The following is a 23,250-nucleotide window of genomic DNA, read 5'->3' as shown; positions in this document are numbered from 1 at the left end:
CGCTCGTCTCCGTACCGCATGGAGAAATGTTTCTTTTACTAAATCGAAACATTGCGTTTATAATGGACATATCGACAAATTCGGACAAGGAAGGGGGCATAGCCTGTGAAGCGCAGCCGGGGCCGATCCCGTTTGTTCAAACAAATTTTATTGTCGCACGTCCTGATTTTCGCCATTCCGTTCATTATATTGAGCGCGGTCGTCTATTATAACGCCGTTGTCCGATTCAAAAGCGAAATCGAATCGTCGAACCTGTACAAGCTGAACCAGGTTATGAACTCGTTCGATTTGCTCGCCAAAGGGCTGGACCATACGGCTTCGCGCATCTCGATCGACCCGAAGCTGACGCCGTTCATGGTGAAAAACGGCATCTTCAAAGAAATCGAAGCGATCGAGGAGCTGAGCAAGTATAAAGCGAACAACGCGATCGTCGAAGAGCTCGCGCTTTATTTTCGCGGCGACCGGCAGCTGTATTCGTCCGCGGGCTTGAATTCGCTCGATACGTTTACGAGCCGGGTGTATCCGTTTACGGAGCTGGACGGAGACGGGCTGGCGAAGCAGTTGAACGAGCTGGCGGTACCGAAGGTCGAACGCAACGAGGTGCGGATAACCGGAACCGACGGGAAGCAGTCGGTGCTTACGTTCATGTTTCCCATTCCGCGCAACAGTCAGTCGCCGTACGGCACGGTCGTCTTTTTCGTGCGCGAGTCGGTGCTGACGGAGCTCGTCGGCCCGATTTTGGGCGATTTTCACGGAGCCGTTTACATCGCCGACTCCCAGGGCAACATCCTCGCTTCGCGGAGCAGCGAATCGAAGCTGACCGAGCGGGATGCGAAGCCGCTTCTGGCGCAGGACGTCGCCGAGGGCATTCACGACATCGATCTGCAGGGCGAGCGGTATTCGCTGATGAAAGCGAAATCCGGCGCGACCGGGTGGTCGTACGTCGCCGCCATGCCGACGAACCAATTTCTCGGCCGCGTGCTGGAGATGCGGACGTTCGTCCTTCTCGTCTGCTTCGCCGTCGTCGCCTTCGGCATCGCCACCGCCGTTCTGCTCTCGAGCCGGCAGTATCGGCCGATCCGCAGCATCGCCGACCACGTCCGTTCGCTGCAAGGCCGAATCGCACCCGAAGGGGAGCGCGCCGGCAGCGAGCTCGATCTGATCCGCGAAACGGTGCGGGCGACGGAGCATTTGATGGAGCAGATCGATCAGCAGCGTCCGATCATACGCGAGCAGTTTTTCGTCAAGCTGCTGGCCGGCGCGTTCAAAACGCGGGACGAGCTGGACGCATTTATTGCCCGGGAAAAGTTCGCGTTCGCCGGAAAAGCGTGGCTCGCCGCCGTAGCGTCGATCGATGCAAACGAATACATTTCCACGCAGCATCGGGAGGAGCTGCTTCGGCTGCTGTCCGACGTTTCGCTGCCGGGCGCCGTCGGCTACGGCGTCGAGATGATGCAGGACAGCGCGATCGTCATCGTGATCGGGTTCGAACGCGTGTCGGACGACATGCGCGAAAGCGCGAGAAGGGCGGTGGAGGAAGCGGAACGGCTGTTCGAGCCGTACGGCGTCCGTCCGACGATCGGCGTCGGCAATCCGGTCGAGGAGCTGTTTCGCGTCAACCGGTCGTACATCGAGGCGTCGGCGGCGATCGAATACGGCGTCCGGGGCGGGAAAGGCGGCATCGTCTTCTTCGACCGCATTTCGCAGCTGCAGGAAAACAGCGAATGGTACGCCGTCGACGAGCAGATCCGGATGGTGCAAAGCTTGAAGCAGGGCAACGAGGAGGCGGCGAAAACGGCGCTGCATACGCTGCTCGGCGATTTGCGCGGCAAAGAGGTGTCGCTGTTTTACTTGCGCTGCATGTGCTTCGATCTGATCAATACGTTTTTGCGTACGATGAACGAGCTGAGCTTGACGATCCGGCCGGAGCAGCGGCAGTCGCTCACCGAATTTACGACGCCCGAGCAGCTAGGCAAAGCGATGGAAAGCTTGATCGACGATATATGCGCCCACGTGAACGCGAGCAAGGAAAGCAAAAACAGCGCGCTCGGCCGCGATATTTTGGCGTATATCGGGGAAAACTTCAGGCAGTACGACCTGAACCTGGAAAAAATTTCGGACCATTTCCAAATGTCGCTGTCGTACTTCAGCCGTTTCATGAAAGACCAGACCGGCTACACGTTCACCGAATACGTCACGTATTTGCGGATGGAGGAAGTAAAGCGGCTGCTGCGGCAAACCGACATGGCGATCAAAGATATCGTCGTCAGCGTCGGCTACGCCGATGTGCCGAATTTCATGCGCAAGTTCAAAAATACGGAAGGCATTACGCTCGGGCAATACCGCAAGCTGCATACGCCGTAGCGGGGCGGTCCGATGCGAAGCCGGGCCATGTATATCCCATTTGACATATCGGAATGATCGGGGTAAAATGTCGGGAGCATTTCCGCTCGGGCACGAGCGGTTCCGTTCCGACCGGACGACTGGAGGACCTTTCAATGCGGCCGCGATTTTCGCGCATGCCGGTGAAAGGTTCTTTTTTTCGTCTCCGGCATGAATCGACAATGCACCGCATGAACGACATATTCGGGCGGGGAAGCCTACGGCCGCAAGCGATGTCAAATGCGACAAGTCCGTGCACGAACAACAAATTTACGAAACCGCCCGCCTCGGGGTACCATAATCCGCATAAACCGCGAGCAGCGAGGGGGAGTAAAAGCCCATGACAGCGAAGACGGAGTCTGCGGCCCCGAACCGGCCGAATCGGACCGCCCGGCGAAGCGGGTGGAAATCGGTCCGCAAAAATTGGGAGCTGTATTTGTTCGTCCTGCCTACGATGGCGTATTTTATCGTGTTTCATTATGTTCCGATGTACGGCGTGCAGATCGCCTTCCGGGACTATTCGCCCAGCCAGGGCATTTGGAGCAGCCCGTGGGTCGGCCTCGACCATTTGCAGCGCTTTTTCGATTCGTACTATTTTTGGACGCTGATCAAAAATACGATCGGCATCAGCCTGTACGAGCTGATCGTCGGGTTTCCCGTCCCGATCGTGCTGGCGCTGGCGCTGAACGAGCTGCGTAACGGCGCTTTCAAAAAGTGGGTGCAAACGGTCACGTACGCCCCGCACTTCATCTCCGTCGTCGTCATGGCCGGGATGATCATCGCCTTCACGTCCCCCGGGACCGGTCTCATCAATTTGGCGATCAAGGCGTTCGGCGGCGAGCCGATTCCGTTTTTGACCGAACCGGGCTGGTTCAAGACGGTGTTCGTCTTGTCCGGCGTCTGGCAGAGCATGGGCTGGGGAACGATCATCTATTTGGCGGCGCTCGCCGGAGTCGATCCGCAGCAGCACGAGGCGGCGATGATCGACGGCGCGACCCGGCTGCAGCGCGTATGGCACATCAATTTGCCGAGCATCGTGCCGACGATGGTCATTTTGCTCATCCTGAACGTAGGCAGCTTCATGTCCGTCGGCTTCGAGAAAGTGTTTTTGCTGCAAAATCCGCTCAATCTCGAGTCGTCCGACGTCATCTCCACGTACGTGTACCGGAGCGGTCTCGTGCAGGGGCAGTTCAGCTTTTCCGCGGCGATCGGCCTGTTCAACTCGGTCATCAATTTCATCCTGCTGGTTGCCGTCAACCGGATCGCCAGAAGGGTGAACGAAACGAGCTTATGGTAAGGGAAGGTGGACAACAATGAATAGGGAAGCATGGTCGGACCGGGTTTTCGACGCCGTCAACAAGCTGTTTCTGCTGGTCGTCCTGATCGTCGTCCTGTATCCGCTCGTTTACGTCGTCAGCGCCTCCATCAGCGATCCGGTCTACGTAAACCAAGGCAAAATGTGGCTGCTGCCGCAAGGCATTACGTTCGAAGGCTACCAGCGCGTCTTCCAAAATCCGGAAATATGGACGGGATACCGCAACACGATTTTGTATACGGTCGCCGGCACGTCGATCAACTTGCTGTTTACGATTCCGGGCGCTTATGCGCTTTCCCGCAAAGATTTAAAAGGCCGCGGCGTCATGATGGGGCTGATCGTGTTCACGATGTTTTTCGGCGGCGGGCTCATTCCGACGTTTTTGCTCGTCAGCGGCCTCGGCATGCTGAACACGGTGTGGGCGCTGCTCATCCCGAACGCGGTCGCCGTTTACAACCTGATCATTTGCCGCACGTTTTTCCAGACGAACATTCCGCGGGAGCTGCAGGAGTCGGCCGAAATCGACGGCTGCTCGAACACGATGCTGTTTCTGAAAATCGTGCTGCCGCTGTCCGCGCCGATTATCGCGGTCATGGCGCTGTATTACGGCGTCGCCCATTGGAACAGCTACTTCAACGCGATCATTTATTTGAAAGACCGCAGCCTGTACCCGCTGCAGCTCATTTTGCGGGAAATTCTCGTGCAAAACCAGATGAGCGACACGATGCTGATGACCGGGGACGACATGGAAGCGATGGCGAAGCAGGCGAGAATCGCCGACATTATCAAATACGCGGTCATGATCGTATCGAGCCTGCCGATCATTATCGTGTACCCGTTCATGCAGCGCTTCTTCATGAAAGGCGTGCTGATCGGTTCCGTCAAAGGGTGACGGCGGCCGACTTCATATAGGCACTGCACCGCACATATGAATTTCAAAGAGGGAAGGGGAAACAGCAGCATGAAGAGATGGCTTCGAGCAAGCATGGTCACCGCGGTAAGCGGCGCCGTTCTGCTGGCGGGTTGTTCCGGCAAATCGGCCGACGCGCCGAAAACGGAAGGAGGCGGGCAGCCGAAAAACTTCAACGCCGAAAACTACCCGATCGTGAACGAGAAAATTACCCTCACCATGATGGGCGCGAAGGCGGCGATTCACGGCCCCTGGAACGAAATGGCGCTGTTCAAGGAAATGGAAAAAATGACGAACATCCGCTTCGAGTTCAACACGCCGCCGGCCGCGAATTACCAGGAAGCGAAAAATTTGGCGTTCGCGAGCCGCCAGCTGCCCGACGTGTTTTTCAACGCGGGACTCACGCCCGACGACGAAGTGACGTACGGCAGCCAAGGCTATTTGATCCCGCTCGAGGGGCTGATCGACAAATACGCCCCGAACTTCAAAAAGCGGATGGAGGCGAATCCGGACATCAAAAGGTCGATCACGGCGATGGACGGGCATATTTACTCGCTGCCGCTCATCATCGACCAGCCGCGCGCCTTCGTGCCGAACCGGTTCTGGATCAACGGCGACTGGATGGAAGCGCTCGGCATTACGAAGGTGCCGGCGACGACCGACGAGCTGTACGAGCTGCTCAAGCAGTTCAAAAACGGCGACCCGAACAAAAACGGCAAAGCCGACGAAATTCCGATGTCGAACGTCAAGCTGAACAACCTCGACGGCGTGCTCCTTCCGGCGTTCGGCCTGCTCGGCCGCGAGGTCGAGGTGAAGGACGGCAAAGTCCGCTTCAACCCGGTTCAGCCGCAATATAAAGAATATTTGGCTTATTTGAACAAGCTGTTTTCGGAAAAGCTGCTCGACAACGAAATGTTCGTGCAAACGTCGCAGCAGATGAACGCCAAAGGCAACTCCAACATGATCGGCGTGTTCGCCGGCTCGGCTCCGGACCTCGTGCTGAAGGTGGCGAAGCCGGAAGACAATCTGAAGCACCCGATGCTCGGTCCGCTGACGAGTCCGGTAAGCGGCGAAAAGCTGGCGCTGCGCGCGTCGAACATTCGCCGCGGAACGTTCGCGATCACGAACCAGAACAAGCATCCGGAGGCGACGATCCGCTGGGTCGATTATTTGTACTCGGACGAAGGAAGCCGGCTCGGTTTTCTCGGCAACAGCTACAAATGGATCGACGACGCCAAGACGAAATGGACGTTCGTTTCCCCGGAAGGGATGAACGCGGAGGAATACCGCGGCAAGCTGACTCCGGACGTCGGCGGGCAGCTCCCGCTGATCAAGGAACGGGAGTTCGACTCGAAGCGCGACAACGGCAAAGCGCCAGACTACAACAAAATGGTTCTCGAGAAGCTCGATCCGTACGCGAAGCGCGATTTCCCGGACGTCTATTTCACGAGCGAGGAGCAAAAACGGCTGAACGTCGTCAAAACCGACATCAAGACGTACGTCGACCAGATGGAGGCGAAATTCGTCGTCGGCCAGGAGCCTTTCGCGAAATGGGACGACTACGTGAACACGATCAAAAAGATGGGTCTCGACGAAATGCTGAAAATTTATCAAGACGCCTACGACCGCTGGAGCAAAACCAAGTAACGGCATAAGGAGGGATCGCGGTGTCGGCTGCGACAAAACCGAACATCGTCGTCATTTATTGCGACGATTTGGGATACGGCGATTTGGGGTGCTACGGGTCCGACGTCATTCGGACCCCCCATCTGGATGCGCTGGCGCGGGACGGGGTGCGGTTTACCGACTGGTATTCCAACTCGCCCGTATGCTCGCCTTCGCGGGCGGCGCTTTTGACCGGCCTGTACCCGGCGAAGGCGGGAGTCAGCCATATTTTGGGCGGCAAGCGCGGAACCGGGGGACTGAAGCGGGAGGCGAAGACGCTGGCCGAGCGGCTGAAGGAAAACGGCTACCGGACCGCCCTGTACGGCAAATGGCATCTCGGCTCGGCGGCGGACGCAAGGCCGAACGCGCGCGGGTTCGACGACTATTTCGGCTTCCACGCCGGCTGCATCGACTATTACTCGCACATTTTTTACTGGGGCCTGCAAAACGTCAATCCGGTGCACGACTTGTGGAGCAACGAAGAAGAGGTTTGGCGCGACGGCGAATATATGACTCACCTCATAACGGACAAATCGGTCAATTTCATCGAGCAGCGCCGCGGGAGCGAGGAGCCGTTTTTCCTGTACGCGGCCTATAACGCGCCGCATTACCCGATGCACGCGCCGGACAAATACATGAAGCGGTACGGCCATTTGCCGACCGACCGCCGGCTGATGGCGGCGATGATTTCTGCCGTCGACGACGGCGTCGGCGAGATCGTCGCCGCGCTGAAGCGGGCCGGCGTCTACGACAACACGATCGTATTTTTCTCCAGCGACAACGGGCCTTCGTCGGAGTCGCGCAACTTTTTGGACGGCACGGAGGACGTGTATTACGGCGGCAGCGCCGGCGTTTTCCGCGGCCATAAGGCGAGCCTGTTCGAGGGCGGCATTCGCGAGCCGGCGATTCTCGTCTATCCCGGCGCGATTCCGGCCGGCCAAGTGTGCGGCGAAGCCGGCATGATGGCCGACATCGTGCCGACCGTGCTCGAATTCGCCGGACTGGCCGCGCCCGCGCCGGGCGAAATCGACGGCAGCAGCGTCGTCAAGATGGTGACGGAAGGGGCGCCGACGCCGCATAAGCAAATTTTTTGGGAATACGGCAGCCAGCTCGCCGTCCGCGAAGGCAACTGGAAGCTCGTGCTCGGCGGCAAGCTGGACTTCAACCGGACGCAGCCGGACGACGTGCATTTGTCCGACTTGGAGACGGACCCGGGCGAGCGGGTCAACCTGAAAGACCGGCATCCCGAAATCGCCGCCCGTCTCGAACGCGACGTCCGCGACTGGTACGCGCGGCTCAAAGAGCAGTCCGGAGCTTGACGCCGGCGCGGCCCGGCGCTGATCCGGCCGACATGAAGGAAAAGAGAGGCGGCCCCTCTCTTTTCTGTTTAGGAGGAACGACTCGAAGTGAAACCGACAACGAAGAAGACGGCCCATCTGATATCGCATACGCATTGGGACCGGGAATGGTATTTGCCTTTCGAAACGCACCGCCATCTGCTCGTCCGCTTGATGGACACGCTGCTCGACACGCTGGAGCGCGATCCGGAATTCCGCACCTTTCATCTCGACGGCCAGACGATCATGCTGGACGATTATTTGGCGATCCGCCCGGACCGGAAAGAACGGCTGGAGCGGCTTGTCCGCGAAGGCCGCCTCGTCGTCGGGCCGTGGTACGTGCTGCAGGACGAGTTTTTGACGAGCAGCGAGGCGAACGTCCGCAATTTGCAGTACGGACACCGCGACGCCGCCAAGTTCGGCGCCGTGTGCAAAATCGGCTATTTTCCCGACTCGTTCGGCAATATGGGGCAAGCTCCGCAGCTGCTGCTGCAGGCCGGGATCGATACGGCCGTATTCGGGCGCGGCGTGACGCCGACCGGGTTCAACAATACGGTAGGCGAGCCGGGGGCGTTCGAATCGCCGTATTCGGAAATGATGTGGCAGTCGCCGGACGGGTCGAAGGTGCTCGGCATTTTGTTCGCCAACTGGTACTGCAACGGGATGGAAGCGCCGGTCGATCCGGACGAGGCGAAGGCGTACTGGGACGCGAGGCTGCGGAATGCGGACAAATACGCCTCGACGCCGCATCTGCTGTTTATGAACGGCTGCGACCACCAGCCGGTGCAAACCGACTTGTCCGAAGCGATCCGCACGGCGCGGCGGCTGTATCCGGACGTCGAGTTCGTCCATTCGAGCTTCGCGGAGTATGTCGATGCGGTGAAGGCGACCGTGCCGGACGACCTCGCCGTCGTTCGCGGCGAGCTGCGCAGCCAGCGCACGGCGGGCTGGTATACGCTCGTCAATACGGCGTCGTCGCGCCTGTATTTGAAGCGGATGAACCACCGGGTGCAGACGATGCTGGAAAAAGTGGCGGAGCCGCTGGCCGCCGTCGCGTCCTCGCTCGGACATCCGTATCCGGCCCACCTGCTCGAGTACGGCTGGAAAACGCTCATGCAAAACCATCCGCACGACAGCATATGCGGCTGCAGCGTCGACGCCGTTCATCGCGAGATGGTCACCCGTTTCGAGAAGAGCGGCCAGGTGGCGGAAAATATCGTCGGCGACTGCCTGCGGGCGATCGCGGCGCATATCGATACGTCGGCGTTCGCGGCTTTCGGCGAAGACGGCGAAGGTTCGGCGGCGTTTCCGTTCGTCGTGTTCAACGCGTCCGGCTGGGATCGGGAAGGGACCGTTAGTGTCGTGCTTACCGTGCAGCGACGCTATTTCAGCGAAGGCGCGCCGGACAAGCTCGCCCGCGACATGAGGGAGCTGCAGCTTCCGGCCGGGACGCTGGTCGACGAGCGCGGGCGGGACATTCCGCATACGCTCGAAGATTTGGGCGTCCGGTTCGGCTACGATTTGCCGGACGACCGGTTCCGCCAGCCTTACATGGGGCGGCAAATCCGGCTGACGTTTCATAGCGGCCGCGTGCCGTCGATCGGGTACAAGTCGTTTGCGTGGATTTCCGGCCGTCGTGCGGAGCCGTCGTCTGCGGCCGCCTTGTACGAGCCGGTTGCGGTCGACGGGCGCACGCTGGAAAATCGCTTCGTGAAAGTGGCGATCGAAGACGACGGAACGTTGACCGTGACGGAGAAAACGAGCGGCCGCGTCTACGCGGGACTCGGCGTTCTCGAGGATACGGGCGACATCGGCAACGAGTATGTGTACAAGCAGTCCGCCGACGGCGAAGCGATTACGACGGCGGGGCGCGCGGCGGACATTCGCCTCGTCGAGGATGCGGGGTATCGGGCCGCGTTCGAGATCGTGCACCGGCTCGACATTCCGGTGTCGGCGGACGAGCGGCTCGCCGCGGAGATGGCCGACATGACGCCGATCCCGAAGCGCGAGGCCGGACGCAGCAAGGAAACGGTCGCGACGGACATTCGCGTCTCCGTCCGGCTCGAGGCGGAAAGCCGCGCCGTTCGGCTGCGCGTCGCCTTCGACAACAAGTCGGGCGACCACCGCCTGCGGCTGCTCGTGCCGACGGACGCGAAGTCGGACGTCCATTACGCCGACTCGATTTTCGAGGTGGCGCGGCGGGATACGATTCCGGCGCCGGAGTGGCAAAATCCGAGCAACTGCCAGCATCAGCACGCGTTCGTCAGCGTGCGCGACGAAGAAGGCGGCTTGACGGTGGCGAATCGCGGCCTGCAGGAGTACGAAGTGCTCCGCGACGGGCGGTCGACGATCGCCGTGACGCTGCTGCGGTCGACGGGGGAGCTCGGCGACTGGGGCGTGTTCCCGACGCCCGAGGCGCAGTGCATCGGGCCGGGCGAGGCGGAGCTGTGCCTGATTCCCCATGCCGGAGGCGGGGAAGCGCACGCCTATGCGGCGTACGAGGAGGCGTACCGGTACCAGGTGCCGTGGCAAACGGTCCAGACGGTGCCGTCCTCCGGGACGCTGCCGGCGACGCATTCGTTTTTGCGCTGGAGCGGCGAACGGCTGGCGTTTTCCAGCTTGAAAGGTTGCGAGCGTACCGGGGATTGGATGGCGCGCTGGTTCAATATGTCGGATCGCCCGGCGAGCTTGCGGTGCGAGATTGCCGGCGGCGCGGCGGCGGTTTACCGCAGCGGGGTGCTCGAGGAGCGCGGCGAGCCGGTCGGGACGGACGGCCGGTCGGCGGCGGTCGGCGTCCGCGGCTGCGAGATCGTCACGCTCGGCGTGCGGCCGGAGGGCGGCGCGGCGCGGCCGTAAGCCGCCGCTGCAGGCGGCCAGTAGCGAGCCGCCGAGCGAATCGGTCGCGAGCTGCGGAGCGAATCGGTCGCGAGCTGCGGAGCGAATCGGTCGCGAGCTGCGGAGCGAATCGGTCGCGGGCTGCCGAGCGAATCGGTCGCGAGCTGCGGAGCGAATCGGTCGCGGGCTGCGGAGCGAATCGGTCGCGGGCTGCGGAGCGAATCGGTCGCGGGCTGCGGAGCGAATCGGTCGCGAGCTGCTAAGCGAATCGGTCAAACGGGCTGACCTCGAGCCGTCATGCGAATCGACCGAGCTCATAAATGGAATTGCTCCATCTATTTTTCGCAGATCGCAAAGGAACGCGATACGAACTGGAAATGTTCCCGTTAAAATGGCCCGATCCCCCTAAATCTACCGGGTTTGCCGGAATTAACGCCAGCTTTTCCTGCTAATAGGTCGGGGGAGTTTGGATAGACGATGATTAGCGTGACTTTTTCCGGTAAAAAGTCGCTACTCGCCGCTGACGCTGCCTCGCCGACCTGCAAAACGCCGAATGGAGCGGGCGGCGGCGACGCTTGCGATACATGCGGAAACAACCATCGAAGGAGAACGAACCAAATGATGCCTTTGCCTCGCGCGGTCCGGGAGCTGCTGGACGAAGCCGACCGCAAGCTGGCGCACAGCCCGAAGCTGCTGCGCATGTTCAAGCAATGCTATGTCAATACGCTGGAAACGACGACAAAGCGGCTGCCGGACGGCACGACGTTCGTCTTTACCGGCGACATTCCGGCCATGTGGCTGCGCGATTCCAGCGCGCAGGTTCGCCACTACGTGCCGCTGGCGGCCGAGGACGAGGAGCTGCAAAGCTTGATCGAAGGACTGCTGCGCCGCCAATTTTTTTACATCGGCATCGATCCGTACGCCAACGCGTTCAACGAAGAAGCGAACGACCAGCGGTACGAGAACGATTTGACCGAGCTGAGCCCATGGGTATGGGAGCGCAAGTACGAGATCGATTCGCTCTGCTACCCGATCGAGCTCGCCTATGCGTACTGGAAAGCGACGGGAAGGACGGAAGCGCTGGACGATACGTTCCGCTCGGCGGTTCGCGCGATCATGCGGCTGTGGGCGACCGAGCAGCGGCATTTCGAACGGTCGACGTACCGGTTCTCCCGGCTGACGGGACCGAAGTCGGATACGCTGCGAAACGGCGGCATGGGCATGCCGGTGCAGTATACGGGCATGACGTGGTCCGGTTTTCGCCCTAGCGACGACGCGTGCACGTTCGGGTATTTGATTCCGTCCAACATGTTCGCGGCGGTCGCGCTCGGCCATGTGGCCGAAATCGCCGAGCGAGTGCTGAAGGACGTCTACTTGGCGAAAGACGCCCTGGCGCTCAAGGAGGAAATCGAATACGGGATCGAAACGTACGGCACGGTGCTGCACCCGAAGTACGGCAAAATATACGCCTACGAAACGGACGGCTTCGGCAACCACAACTTGATGGACGACGCCAATGTGCCGAGCCTGCTGTCCATTCCGTATATCGGATACAAGCCCAAGGACGACGAAGTCGTGCGGAATACGCGGCGGTTCGTGCTGAGCCGCGACAATCCGTATTTCTATGAGGGCAGGGCGGCTCGAGGCATCGGCAGTCCGCATACGCCGGACCGGTACGTTTGGCATATCGCCTTGGCGATGCAGGCGCTGACGTCGGAAGATCCGGACGAGGCGCGGACGCTGATCGAAACGTGCGTCAATACCGACGCGGATACGGGCTATATGCACGAAGGGTTCCACGTCGACGATCCGGGCCGGTTCACCCGGTCGTGGTTCGCGTGGGCGAACAGCTTGTTCGCCGAATGCGTGTACGATTGGATGAAGCGGCAATAAGCCGTCGGGGCCGCGCGGGCGGGGTCTGGAGCGTGCCGGTGCCGAGGCGGACCAGCGCTGTGAAGCGGGACGGACACGATCGGGAGTGGCCCGGGACCGCGCGGGAGCGTCCCGGAGACGCTCCGCTCGTCGAAGGTGATCGGCGCGTGGCGGGGTGCGAAGAAGTCGGCTATAGCGGGGAGGCGGAGTCGTGACCCGGTCCGTACGGTGCCGGCCAGCGCAGAGAAACGGTGCGTGTGGGGGCGGCCCGAAAACGGTACTTGCTGCCGGGAGCGGCCCGGGAACGCCCGCTTTCCGCGGGGACGGTCGGCGCGGTTCCGAGAGGCGGCCGCAAAAAGATGCGGCCAACTTGCTTCGGCGCACATGGGGGCAAACATCCCCGCCTTGAGCCGGCCGGATTGGCCGGGAGCCGGACGTTAGCAGTCTTTTGGGCCCGCTATTCCTGCGCAAAACGAGCGTCTGCCCGAAAAAGGAGCGAAATAGAAGCCCCCAACGGCTTCTATTTTCGACTTCCGACCCGCGCTGCCCGATTAAGAGTCCCGAACGTCCGCTAATATCGCGGGAACTCGAGGACGCATTTTTAGAAATCCATTGGGGAGGAAGCGACCTATGTCACAGAAGCAAGCCGAGCAAACGAAACGCCGTCCGAACATTTTGTTTATCCAGACCGACCAGCAGCGGGTCGATACGCTCCGAAGCTACGGGGGGACCGTCTGCCAAACTCCGCATTTGAATCGGCTCGCGGAGGAAAGCGTCGTTTTCGAAAACGCGTATGCGAGCTGTCCGGTTTGCACCCCGGCCCGGGCTTCGATGCAGACGGGGCTGTACCCGTTCAAGCACGGGATGCAGACGAACAGCTACGGGATGGGCAGCATGGTGCAGGAGCTGCCCGACACGCCCCGCCTGCTCAGCCGTCAGCTGGAGCGCCAGCGGTACAGCATCGGCTATACCGGCAAATGGCATCTCGGCTTCGGGCCGGAGATGGACAAGTGGCTGCGCGGCAATCTCGCCCACATCCGCTTTCCCGATATCGCCGGCGGCTTCCGCTCGCTGCCTACGGACGTCGGCTACGAGGGCGACGATTTCGCCGGACACGGCGGCGGAGGGATGACGTATCCGCAGTTCAGGCAATATTTGCAGGACAACGGCTTGACGTGGCGGGAAGAAAACAAGGTGACCGGCCATTTCGAATGGCATTACGCCGCCGAGCTTACGTCGCCGGTCGAATCGACCGTCGAATACTTTTTGACCGAGCGCGCCATTCATTATATCGACGAGTTTCGCCGGCGGGACAAGCCGTTCTTTTTCTCGCTCAACTTCTGGGGGCCGCATGAGCCGTACATTGCGCCGACGCGCTTCCTGGACTTGTACCGGGACGCAAAGCTCGAGCCGTGGCCGAATTTTTACGACGACAACGAAGGCAAGCCGTCCATTCATCGGATCAAACAAGGCAATACGCGGCAGTGGGACGACTTCGTACCGTATATCAAGCATTATTACGCGTTTATGAGCAGCATCGACGAGCAGATCGGCAGGCTGCTGGACTATTTGAAGCGGCACGATTTGTATGACGATACGGTCATCATTTTCACCGCCGATCACGGGGAATCGCTCGGCATCCACGGCGGGCTGTGCGACAAGTCGTTTTTCATGTACGAGGAAACGTGCCGCATTCCGCTGATCGTCAAGCCGGCGGCCGGCATGCAGGAGGCGCGCAGGGAAACGAGCTTCGTCGGAACGTGCGACATCCATGCGACGATCCTCGATTTGGCCGGCGTCGGCACGCTCCCCGAAGGAACGGACGGACGGTCGTTCGCGCCGATGCTGGCGGGCGAGCCGGTCGAAAACTGGCCGGACTGCGTCGTAACGGAAGGGGCCGGCCTCGAGGCGGCGATGTTCACCCAGCGCATGCTTCGCAAGTCGCATTACAAGTATGTGTTCAACTGCGGCGATAAAGACGAGCTGTACGATTTGGCGGCGGATCCGCACGAAATGGTCAATTTGGTCGACGACGGGCGGTACCGGGAAACGCTGGCCGACATGAGGCAGTCGCTTGCCGACTGGATGGTCGTGCACGACGACGGCTTGCTCAGACAGTATAAGCGGCTGAGAATGTAGAGGGCGCCGAAGGCGACAAGAAGCTTCGAAGCGTATTCCGGGTTCTTATGGGGGAGCCCCCGAACTTTGATGCGCGGGAAGCGCAGCCGGCACGACCGGAAGAAAGGAGACGGTTTATGAACCTGAACCGCACGATCGTATTTTTCGACCCGCAATTTCCGACCGCTTCGGACGCCCCGGATGCGGCGCAGCTCGGGCGGCTGGCCGAGGCGGCGACCGTGGCGGACGCGGGCCGGTTGGCCGAAGCGCTGAGGGAGGCGGACGGCGGCTGCTTCGTGACTTTGCACGCACCGTATTTTCCGAAAGAGGCGTGGCCCGCCATCGTCGGCTATTTGCGGCGGGGCGGAGCGCTTGTCAGCGCCGGAGGCGCCCCGTTTCGCATTCCGGTATACCGGAACGGCGACGGCGAATGGGCCGCGGAGACGGAGCAGACGGCGTACCATCGCGAACTGCTCATCCACGAGGCGCTGCCGGTCGATCCGTCCCCGGCGAAGCGGCTCGTCCATTCGGACGAGATCCCGTTGTTCGCCGCGCACGTCGAGGCGCTGACCGCGGAGCCGACGTACGGCTTGATCATGCACGTCACCCGATCCAGCGACATTCCGCACGAAAGCGGGTCGGCGGGGCCGATGGACGCGCGTCTGTACCCGCTGGTCAAAAGCTTGTCCGCGGACGGTCGGGAAACGGCGGCCCCCGTCGTTTTGCTCGAACATGCGAAAGGGACGTTCGCCGGGGCGCGCTGGCTGCTCGTCAACCAGCGGCTGACGTCCCGTTTCTGGGCGAGGGCGGGCGCGGAAGCCGTCCTGGACTGGGCGGACTTTTGCTCGCGAGGCGTCACCGAGATGTGGCTGCTGCCGGTTCATGCGTCCGTCGATCCGGGGGACCGGCCGAAGTTCAAGTTCCAGCTTCAGCATATCGGCGGTGTACGGCGGAGCGGGGGCGAGGCGCCCTTCGGCTTGCGCCGGAGCGAAGAGGAAGCGGAAGCGGCGGACCCGAACCGAGACGCAGTCTGGAGCTGCACGTTCCGGATCGGCAGGCAGACGGCCGAAGCGTTCGAAGAAGGATGGACGCATACGTTCGGGCTGACCGGGTCCCGCGAGCTTACCGTTATGCCGATCAACGTGCCGCTCGAGGCGGAAGCCGGGCTTTACTTGGCCGAGCTGACCGCCGTCTCGGACAAGGGCGAGGCGCGTTTGTTGCGCCAAGGGCTGTGGGGCTTCGATCGCCGGCTGCTGGCCGAAGGCGAGCCGCTGACGTGCGACCGCGACTATTTCCGCAAAAACGGCAAGCCGCTGCCGATCGTCGGCATGACGTACATGACGTCCGACGTGGCGCGGAAATTCGTTTTCCTGCCGAACGTCGCCGTCTGGAACCGGGATATGGCGGAGATGAAGCGGGCGGGCATCAACCTGATCCGCACCGGCATTTGGACCGGCTACCGGAACGTCATGTACGAGGACGGCCATCCGTCGGAGGAGGCGCTGCGGGCGATCGACGCCTTCCTGCTGACGGCGAAGCGGCACGGGCTCGAGGTGACGTTTACGTTTTTCGCGTTCACGCCGGAGCCGTGGGAAGGCGTCAACCCGTATCTCGATCCGCGCAGCGTGGAAGCGCAGAAGCGGTTCGTCGCGGCGATCGTTTCGCGGCACCGCGAGACGACGAACGTGCATTGGGACTTGATCAACGAGCCTTCGATGTTCGATCCGAAGCGCATTTTCGAGGGGCCGCGGAGCAGCCGGGACGGCTTCGAGAGGAAGGCGTTTGCCGACTGGCTGAAAGCCCGTTACGGCTCGATCCGCGAGCTGCAGGAGCGGTGGGGGTACACGCCGGCGCAGCTGCCGGACTTCGAAGCGGTTGAGCCGCCCGAGCCGTCCGAGATCAATTTCGACATTCAGGACATGCATTCGGGCAAAAAAGGGACGCGCTGGCTCGACTACTCGATGTTCGGCATGGACATGCTGAACCGGTGGGCGAACGAGCTCGGCGGGACGATCCGGTCGCTCGCGCCGGGGCGGCTCGTCACGATCGGACAGGACGAAGCGCTCGGGGCGCAGCGGCCGTCTCCTTTCCTGTACGAAAGCGCGGTCGACTATACGACGAACCATTCGTGGTGGCTGATGGATCAGCTCGCATGGGACGGCATTTTCGCCAAAACGCCCGGCAAGCCGAACTTGATCCAGGAAACGGGCATCATGTACGTGGAAACGCCGGACGGACGGGCGAAGCGGACGGAAACGGAGCTGCGCAACATATTGGAGCGCAAATACGCGTACGCGTTCTCGACGGGCGGAGCGGGCGCCGTTCAGTGGCTTTGGCATACGAACATGTACATGAACAACGTCAACGAGTCGAACATCGGGGCGCTCCGCGCGGACGGCACGCAAAAGCCGGAGGCGAACGTTTCTTACGATTTCGGCCGGTTTATGGGCGCCGTCGCCCATTTGTTCGAAGGCCGCGAGCTGGAGGAGATCGTCGTCGTCTACCCGTATTCCAACGATTTGTCGAACCGGAGGCTGGCCGTAGAGGCGACGAGCCGCCTGACGCGAACGCTTTGCTACGAGCTGAACGCTCACTTCCGCGCCGTGGGCGAGTATGAGCTGAGCGCGCTTGCCGATCGGCCGCCCAAGCTGATCGTCGTGCCGAGCGCGCATAATTTCAGCGATCGGGCGCTCGAGCAGCTGGTCCGCCATGTGCGCGAAAAGGGCGGAACGCTGCTGCTGACCGGCCCGGCGGGACTGGACGAGCATTGGCGGCCGACGCCGCGGCTGACGGAGCCGCTCGGCCCGCGCCGGCTGGCGAACGTGCTGCGCGAAGAAGCGATCGCCGTCGGAGGCAAAACGATCCCGCTGTCGTTCGGCGCGCGCAAAATCGCGGAGCTGTGCAAAGAAGTGCGGCTGTCGCCGGAAGGGGCCCCGACCGGCGACGGCGAGCCGGCCGGACTGACGGAAGCGAAGCTCGGCCGCGGGCGGCTGCTGTGGACCGGACTGCCCGTCGAGCTGAACGACAGAACCGAGTCGCTGCGGGAGCTGTACGGACACGTTCTGGCGGAGTGCGGCATAGCGCCCGAGCTGGAGTGGGAGCGCGGCGGCGATCTGCCCGGCGTCTACGGACGCAAGCTGACGTTCCGCGAAGGCGCGCTGTTCGTTTTCGTGTCGGAGTATTCCGGAAACGCGGCCGTCCGCGTGAAAGATCCGGCGACGGGGCGTGTCTACGCCTTTACGCTGGCCAGCGAACGCTCGGTGCTGTTCGCGACCGACCGGGAAGGCGCGACGGTCGCCGTTTACCGGCCCGGCGAAGTGACGATCGAAACGCAGTAACGACATACCGCTTGCAGCGAAGCTCCCGTCGAATCGTTCGGCGGGAGCTTTTTGCCGGCCAATTATTTAACAAAGTGAATTAATCGTGTTACAATACTACAAATGACGGGAAAGGATTGCACGTATTGTGACGCAGCTTAACGCCTCGGAAATCGTCGTGCTGACATCGATTCAGCAGAGCGGGGGCATATCCCGCAAAGCATTGGCGGAAAAAACCGGCTTGTCCCAAGCTTCGATTACGAAAATAACGCACAGGCTGGGGCGGGACGATTACATTCGCGAAGGGGAGCGGGTCGGCACCGGCATGGGCCGCAAAGAAGTGCTGTTGTACCCGAACCCGGGCAAATTCAAGTTTCTCGGCGTCGACATCGGCGGACACCGGCTTCGAATCGCGCTGGCCGATTACCGGTACGAGCTGATCCGCGTCGAACAATATTTGATGGAGGAGCTGGAACGGAAAGACGACGTGCTGCGGGAGCTGGCGGACAAGCTCCGGTCGTTTCTGGAGGCGTGCGGCGAGACGAGCGTCGACGCGATCGGAGTCGGCGTAACCGGTATCGTCGATATCGGGAGACAAACGATTTTGAACATCCCGAACTTGGACCGGTGGAACGACGTGAACATCGTCGGCGCATTGTCGGACCGTTTCGGCTGCCCCGTCTATTTGGAGGAAAGCGGCCGAACGATGGCGTTCGCGGAAAAGCTGGCCGGCAAAGCGAAGGACGAGTCCGATTTTATCGTCGTCCACGTCGCATACGGCGTCGTCGCGGGCATTTACACGAGCGGCCGGCCGCTGCGGGGGGCCGGCAACGTCGGCGGTCTGCTCGGCCACATTACGGCCGACGAGAAAGGGACGAGATGCCGGTGCGGCAACTACGGCTGCCTGGAAAATATCGTCACGTATCCGATGCTCGAAGGCGAATACCGGCGCCGGGGCGGCGGCGCGGCATCGTTGGCGGAGGCGTACGGAATCAACGACAAAATCGCGTTGGACGTCCTGATCGAAGCGGGCAAGGCGATCGGCATCGCGCTCAGCAACGTCGTCAATTTGTTCAATCCGCAAACGATTTATTTGGGCGGTCCCGTCTTCGACCGGTTCCCGATCGTTTTCGAGGAAGTGCGGCGGACCGTGCTGCTGCGGGCGAACCGGTTCGCGACCGTCGCGATGGCGCTGGACAGGACGACGTTCGGCGACCGGCAAGGCTTGCTGGGCGCGTTGACGCTGGCCGGCACCTCGTTCGTCGCTTCGCTGGAAACATAAGCGATTCTCATCCCGGGCAAAGACGTCTCCAAATCCGCCTTACGGGCGGAAGTGGGGGCGTCTTCGTATTTTTTCGGGCAAGCCGAGTTCCGCGGAGAGCGGGAGATTGGACTGGACGTTGGACCCGAACCGGCGGGTTCGACTTCTTTTTTCGGCGAAATCATGGATTTCGGATCGTTCTTGAATTTGTGCGCGGGGGGCAAAAAACCGGTTTACAATCGGTTGGTTTCGTAATATATTTTACTTAGTGAATTATATAGAAAGATTAACTTCGATATAATTTCACTTATTATTTAATTTGCGAAATCGATCCGGCATCGGCCCTTAGCCGAACCGTTACGGAAAGGGGACTTATCCATGACGCAACACGAAACCGATCATACGCCCGTACGCACGAAGCCGTGGAATTTCGGCCTGCTCAGCAGCGAGGAGTTCGGGGAAGCGGAGAAGGAGCTCGTACTCGCCGTGCTGGACAAAAAAAGAGTGTTCCGCTTCCTCGGCTCCGACAAGGAGCAGTCCGAGGCGTTCAAGCTGGAGCGGCTGTACCGGGAACGGACCGGCGCGAAGCATGCGCTGGCCGTCAATGCCGGAACGTCCGCGCTCGTTTCGGCGCTGATCGGAGCGGGCGTCGGTCCGGGGGACGAGGTGATCGTGCCGGCCTATACGTATATCGCCACGGCGGCCGCCGTGCTGATCGCCCGGGCGGTGCCGGTCATCGTCGAGGCGGACGATTCGCTGACGATGGACCCGAAGGCGTTCGAGGCGGCGATAACGCCGTACACGAAGGCGGTCATTCCCGTCCATATGCGCGGCGTGCCTTGCCGCATGGACGAAATCATAGAGATCGCGGACCGCCGCGGCATTATCGTCATCGAAGACGTGGCGCAGGCGAACGGAGGCTCGTACAAAGGACGGCCGCTCGGCTCGTTCGGCCGGGCCGGCTGCTTCAGCTTCCAGCAGTATAAGCTGGTGACGGCGGGGGAGGGCGGCATGCTCGTGACGAACGACGACACGCTCTACGCGCGCGCGAACATTTACCACGACTCCGCTTTCGTGTACTGGGACATGAACGCCGACATCCGGCAGCCGCCGTTCCCGGGGGAAAATTACCGGCTGAGCGAAATCAACGCGGCGCTGGCGCTGGCCCAGTCGAAGCGGATCGAGGCGCTCGTTGCGAAGCTGCGGCGCATCAAGTCGTGGATCGTTTCGGCCATCGCCGACCTGCCGCAGTTCAAGCTGCAGTCGATTCCCGATCCGCAGGGCGACGTGTCGTACAGCCTTGTCTTTTACTTGCCGACGTCCGAGCAGGCGCGGCGGTTTTCGCAGCGGTTGGCCCGCGAAGGCATTCCGAACGGAACGATCGGCAATAACGGCTTCGCCGACCGCCACATTTACAAAAACTGGACGTACGTGCTGGAAAAGCGGGGAGCGTCCGAGCGCGATACGCCGTGGAACTGCGCGAGCTACAAAGGAAACGTCCAATACTCGCCGGATATGTGCCCGAATACGCTCGATTGGCTCGGACGGGCCGTCGCGATCGGGCTGCACCAGCATATGACGGAACAAGACCGCGACGACGTCGTCAACGCGATTCGCAAAACGGCCGCGGCTTTTTGAGGCCGTTGCGGCGGCCGGATCGCGGCGCTTCGGGTTCGGCCGCTCGAACGACGTACATACGAACAGCGCCGTTGCCGCATCGAGACCAAAAACAAGAGACGAGGTGCTTGCCATCAAAAGTTCCGGCGGACTTTGCTTGGGGATCGCTCGGCTATGATGCCGGTCGGCTCCGGCATAGGAAGGACACCCCGCTGAATGATAGAGTTGCTCCGGCAAGCTTTCGCCTGGCGGTTTCTGCGGAAGCGACGACGCGCGCTGCATGTATGGCGATTTGGGTACGCTGCGCCTCGGGAAACACCCGCACGAGAATATGGATGCGACATATACTGGTATATGCTTTGTCCATGTTTACAATCTATTCTATCATACCGGAGAAGCAAATCGGTTAAAAGGATAGGTGAGCCGTGATGTCCTTCAACAACCTTGTAGTCAACGGCGGTTTCGAGTCGGGGATGCTGGCACCGTGGTCAGCGCTAAATGCCGGTGCGGTATCTGCAACAAGCCACAGCGGTCTTTTCAGCGCCCGACTGCAGGGTGGGGCGGTCAACGCTTATATTTCGCAATTCGTGCCGGTGACGCCCGGGTCGACGTACGAGCTGCTGCTTTCGTTATCCGATTCCGGAGCGGCGCCGAGTCCGCTCGTTTCGGTGTCGCTCGCTTATTATGACGCCTCCTTCCATTTTCTCGGCTTCGGCTTGACCGATTCGTTTTACGCGAATCGGCTGCCGGACAGCACGAATTCGAACTGGCTTACCTCCTATCAGCTGACGACAACGGCCGTACCGGCGGCCGCGACGCAAGCGCAGCTGTTTATCGGCAAGCAGCCGGCGGCAGGCTCGGCCGATCTGTTCGTGGACGATGTCCAGCTTCTGGAAGCCGCGGGTACGCCGGGAGCGACAGGCGCGACGGGCAGCACAGGCGCTACCGGAGCAACGGGGGCGCCCGGTGCGGCAGGTGCGACGGGAGCGACAGGTGTAACGGGAGCGACGGGTGCGACGGGGACGGCAGGCAGCGCGGGAGCCACGGGAGCGACCGGCGCCACGGGAGCGACCGGCGCAACCGGACCGACAGGCTCCGGGGGGACCCGGGCGTACGGGGCATTATACGGGGACTCGATTCCTAGAGCGATTGTCGCAGGAACCCCGATAGAATTTTCCGATGAAGGTCCGTTCCTTCATACGGTCCCGGATGCGTCGACAGGCATGGAAAGGATCACCGTTTCAATCCCCGGCGTCTATGAAATTTCGGCAGAGCTCGCGATTGCAAACGAGGATCCGGGAGCCGTTGTCATAAATATCGTTAAAAACGGCGACACCATTCTTGACGGTTCCAGAATCAATGTAAACTTGAATGCCGATATCGGTTTTACGACCATGATGGCCGGGAAAACGATTTTGGCTTCTCTGGCATCGGGCGATTATATCCAGGTCATCCCCGAATTCGAAGAAGAAGCTATGTTTTATTTCGATGCAACTTTAACGCTGAACCTGATCAGCTGAGTACCCCAAAAAAAGGGCCCCGCGTCAACGGGACGCGGGGCTTTCAACATGTATATGAAAAAGGGGGTCTTGACAGCTATCATACCCCGAATACGTTAAGGCGGCGTATCGGCGATATTTCATTTGTGTTACATATTACAGCGGCACCGCGAACCGCTGCTTTTGGCGGAAAAAGACCCATTCCTTGAAGCCGATTTCCTTCAGTCTCCGGCTAACCTGATCGAATTCGTCGCCCACCCGGTCCGGAACGTGGGAATCCGAGCCGAACGTTACCGCGACGCCGTGATAAAGCGCTCGCTCGAGAATGTCGTCGGACGGATACCAGCCGCCGCAATCTTTCATTTTGCCGGACGTGTTGATTTCGATGGCGATGTCGCATTCCGCGATGACGCGCAGCGTGACTTCGACGGCCTCGGTCGGAATGTCCGTAAACGCCGGAAAATAGCCTTTCATCGCGTCGATATGGCCGAGAATTTGAAACATGCCGCTGCGGGCGGATTGCCGGATCAAATCGTAATACATTTCCTTTTGCCGCACCTTTTCGGCGTCCGGCATCCCTTTCCAGCGCTTTTTGTTAAAAATGCTGATGCCGTCCGACTTGTGGACCGAGCCGATAATGTAATCGAACGGGTACTGCTCGTACACGCTCCGGTAGACGTCCGCATGCTCCGGGAAAAAATCCGATTCGATGCCGAGCAGCACTTCGATCCGGTCTTTATATTCGTCCTTCAGCTTGAGCACTTCGTCGACGTAATGCCCGAAATCGCTTTTGGCCATCGCAATGCCCGGCCACGGATGATCGTCGGACTCGGCGAAGTAAGGCGAGTGGTCGGAAATGCCGATCACTTGAAGCCCGTGGGCGATCCCCGCCTCGATATAGTCGCGGATATTGCCGTCCGCGTGTCCGCAGCGAAAATGATGGGTGTGCAGGTCGAATTTCATTGGGGGTCCTCCTAAGAGCTTTGCGGAGCAAAGCTGGCTTCGAAAGCATAAGCTGAGCTTTGCGGAGCAAAGCTGGCTTCGAAAGCATAAGCTGAGCTTTGCGGAGCAAAGCCGGCTTCGAAAGTATAAGCCGAGTTTTGCCGAAGGCAAACCAGCTTC

Annotated in this window: 14 protein-coding genes; 13 read left to right on the top strand and 1 reads right to left on the bottom strand. The window is 60.8% G+C overall.

Annotation, left to right across the window (positions count from 1 at the left end; genetic code table 11):
• Positions 1-105 precede the first annotated feature (105 nt).
• The 13 genes from PV407_RS28115 to PV407_RS28055 all read left to right on the top strand — a co-directional run bounded on the left by PV407_RS28115 (position 106) and on the right by PV407_RS28055 (position 22,149).
• Positions 106-2,364: a helix-turn-helix domain-containing protein gene (locus PV407_RS28115; RefSeq protein ID WP_332093324.1), complete on the top strand. Its 2,259-nt coding sequence runs from the start codon at positions 106-108 to the stop codon at positions 2,362-2,364.
• Between the two features lie 358 nt (positions 2,365-2,722).
• A complete protein-coding gene (locus PV407_RS28110) occupies positions 2,723-3,679 on the top strand; it encodes an ABC transporter permease (RefSeq protein ID WP_332093323.1) in 957 nt (318 codons plus the stop codon).
• 16 nt (positions 3,680-3,695) lie between these two features.
• The gene (locus PV407_RS28105) at positions 3,696-4,589 is read left to right on the top strand and encodes a carbohydrate ABC transporter permease (protein WP_332093322.1); all 894 of its coding nucleotides are present in this window, start codon (positions 3,696-3,698) and stop codon (positions 4,587-4,589) included.
• A gap of 69 nt (positions 4,590-4,658) precedes the next feature.
• Complete coding sequence (locus PV407_RS28100) at positions 4,659-6,254, top strand: extracellular solute-binding protein (protein ID WP_332093321.1); 1,596 nt, start codon at positions 4,659-4,661, stop codon at positions 6,252-6,254.
• Positions 6,255-6,274: 20 nt separating this feature from the next.
• On the top strand, positions 6,275-7,591 hold the full coding sequence (locus PV407_RS28095; protein ID WP_332093320.1) for a sulfatase family protein: 1,317 nt from the start codon (positions 6,275-6,277) through the stop codon (positions 7,589-7,591).
• An 87-nt stretch (positions 7,592-7,678) separates the two neighbouring features.
• Complete coding sequence (locus PV407_RS28090; protein ID WP_332093319.1) at positions 7,679-10,465, top strand: alpha-mannosidase; 2,787 nt, start codon at positions 7,679-7,681, stop codon at positions 10,463-10,465.
• A 597-nt stretch (positions 10,466-11,062) separates the two neighbouring features.
• Positions 11,063-12,337, top strand: a complete 1,275-nt coding sequence (locus PV407_RS28085; RefSeq protein ID WP_332093318.1) for a glycoside hydrolase family 125 protein — start codon at positions 11,063-11,065, stop codon at positions 12,335-12,337.
• A gap of 59 nt (positions 12,338-12,396) precedes the next feature.
• A complete protein-coding gene (locus PV407_RS28080) occupies positions 12,397-12,531 on the top strand; it encodes a hypothetical protein (RefSeq protein ID WP_332093317.1) in 135 nt (44 codons plus the stop codon).
• A 415-nt stretch (positions 12,532-12,946) separates the two neighbouring features.
• Positions 12,947-14,455 carry a sulfatase-like hydrolase/transferase gene (locus PV407_RS28075; protein WP_332093316.1) on the top strand — a complete coding sequence of 503 codons (1,509 nt, stop codon included), beginning with the start codon at positions 12,947-12,949 and terminating at the stop codon, positions 14,453-14,455.
• A gap of 116 nt (positions 14,456-14,571) precedes the next feature.
• Positions 14,572-17,772, top strand: a complete 3,201-nt coding sequence (locus PV407_RS28070; protein WP_332093315.1) for an alpha-amylase family protein — start codon at positions 14,572-14,574, stop codon at positions 17,770-17,772.
• A 127-nt stretch (positions 17,773-17,899) separates the two neighbouring features.
• Positions 17,900-19,033: an ROK family transcriptional regulator gene (locus tag PV407_RS28065; protein ID WP_332093314.1), complete on the top strand. Its 1,134-nt coding sequence runs from the start codon at positions 17,900-17,902 to the stop codon at positions 19,031-19,033.
• A 357-nt stretch (positions 19,034-19,390) separates the two neighbouring features.
• A complete protein-coding gene (locus tag PV407_RS28060; RefSeq protein WP_332093313.1) occupies positions 19,391-20,650 on the top strand; it encodes a DegT/DnrJ/EryC1/StrS family aminotransferase in 1,260 nt (419 codons plus the stop codon).
• A gap of 407 nt (positions 20,651-21,057) precedes the next feature.
• Positions 21,058-22,149 (top strand): NTTRR-F1 domain, encoded by a 1,092-nt coding sequence (locus PV407_RS28055; protein WP_332093312.1) that lies wholly within the window; start codon positions 21,058-21,060, stop codon positions 22,147-22,149.
• Between the two features lie 135 nt (positions 22,150-22,284).
• On the opposite strand, the gene PV407_RS28050 is transcribed toward PV407_RS28055, so the two are convergent.
• Positions 22,285-23,091, bottom strand: coding sequence for a histidinol-phosphatase (locus tag PV407_RS28050; RefSeq protein ID WP_332093311.1), 807 nt, complete (start codon positions 23,089-23,091; stop codon positions 22,285-22,287).
• Between the last annotated feature and the right edge of the window lie 159 nt (positions 23,092-23,250).

It is taken from the genome of Paenibacillus sp. GYB003 (genome assembly GCF_036577625.1).
Taxonomy (GTDB): Bacteria; Bacillota; Bacilli; order Paenibacillales; family NBRC-103111; genus Paenibacillus_AB.
This window is presented reverse-complemented; position numbering and strand designations above follow the sequence as displayed.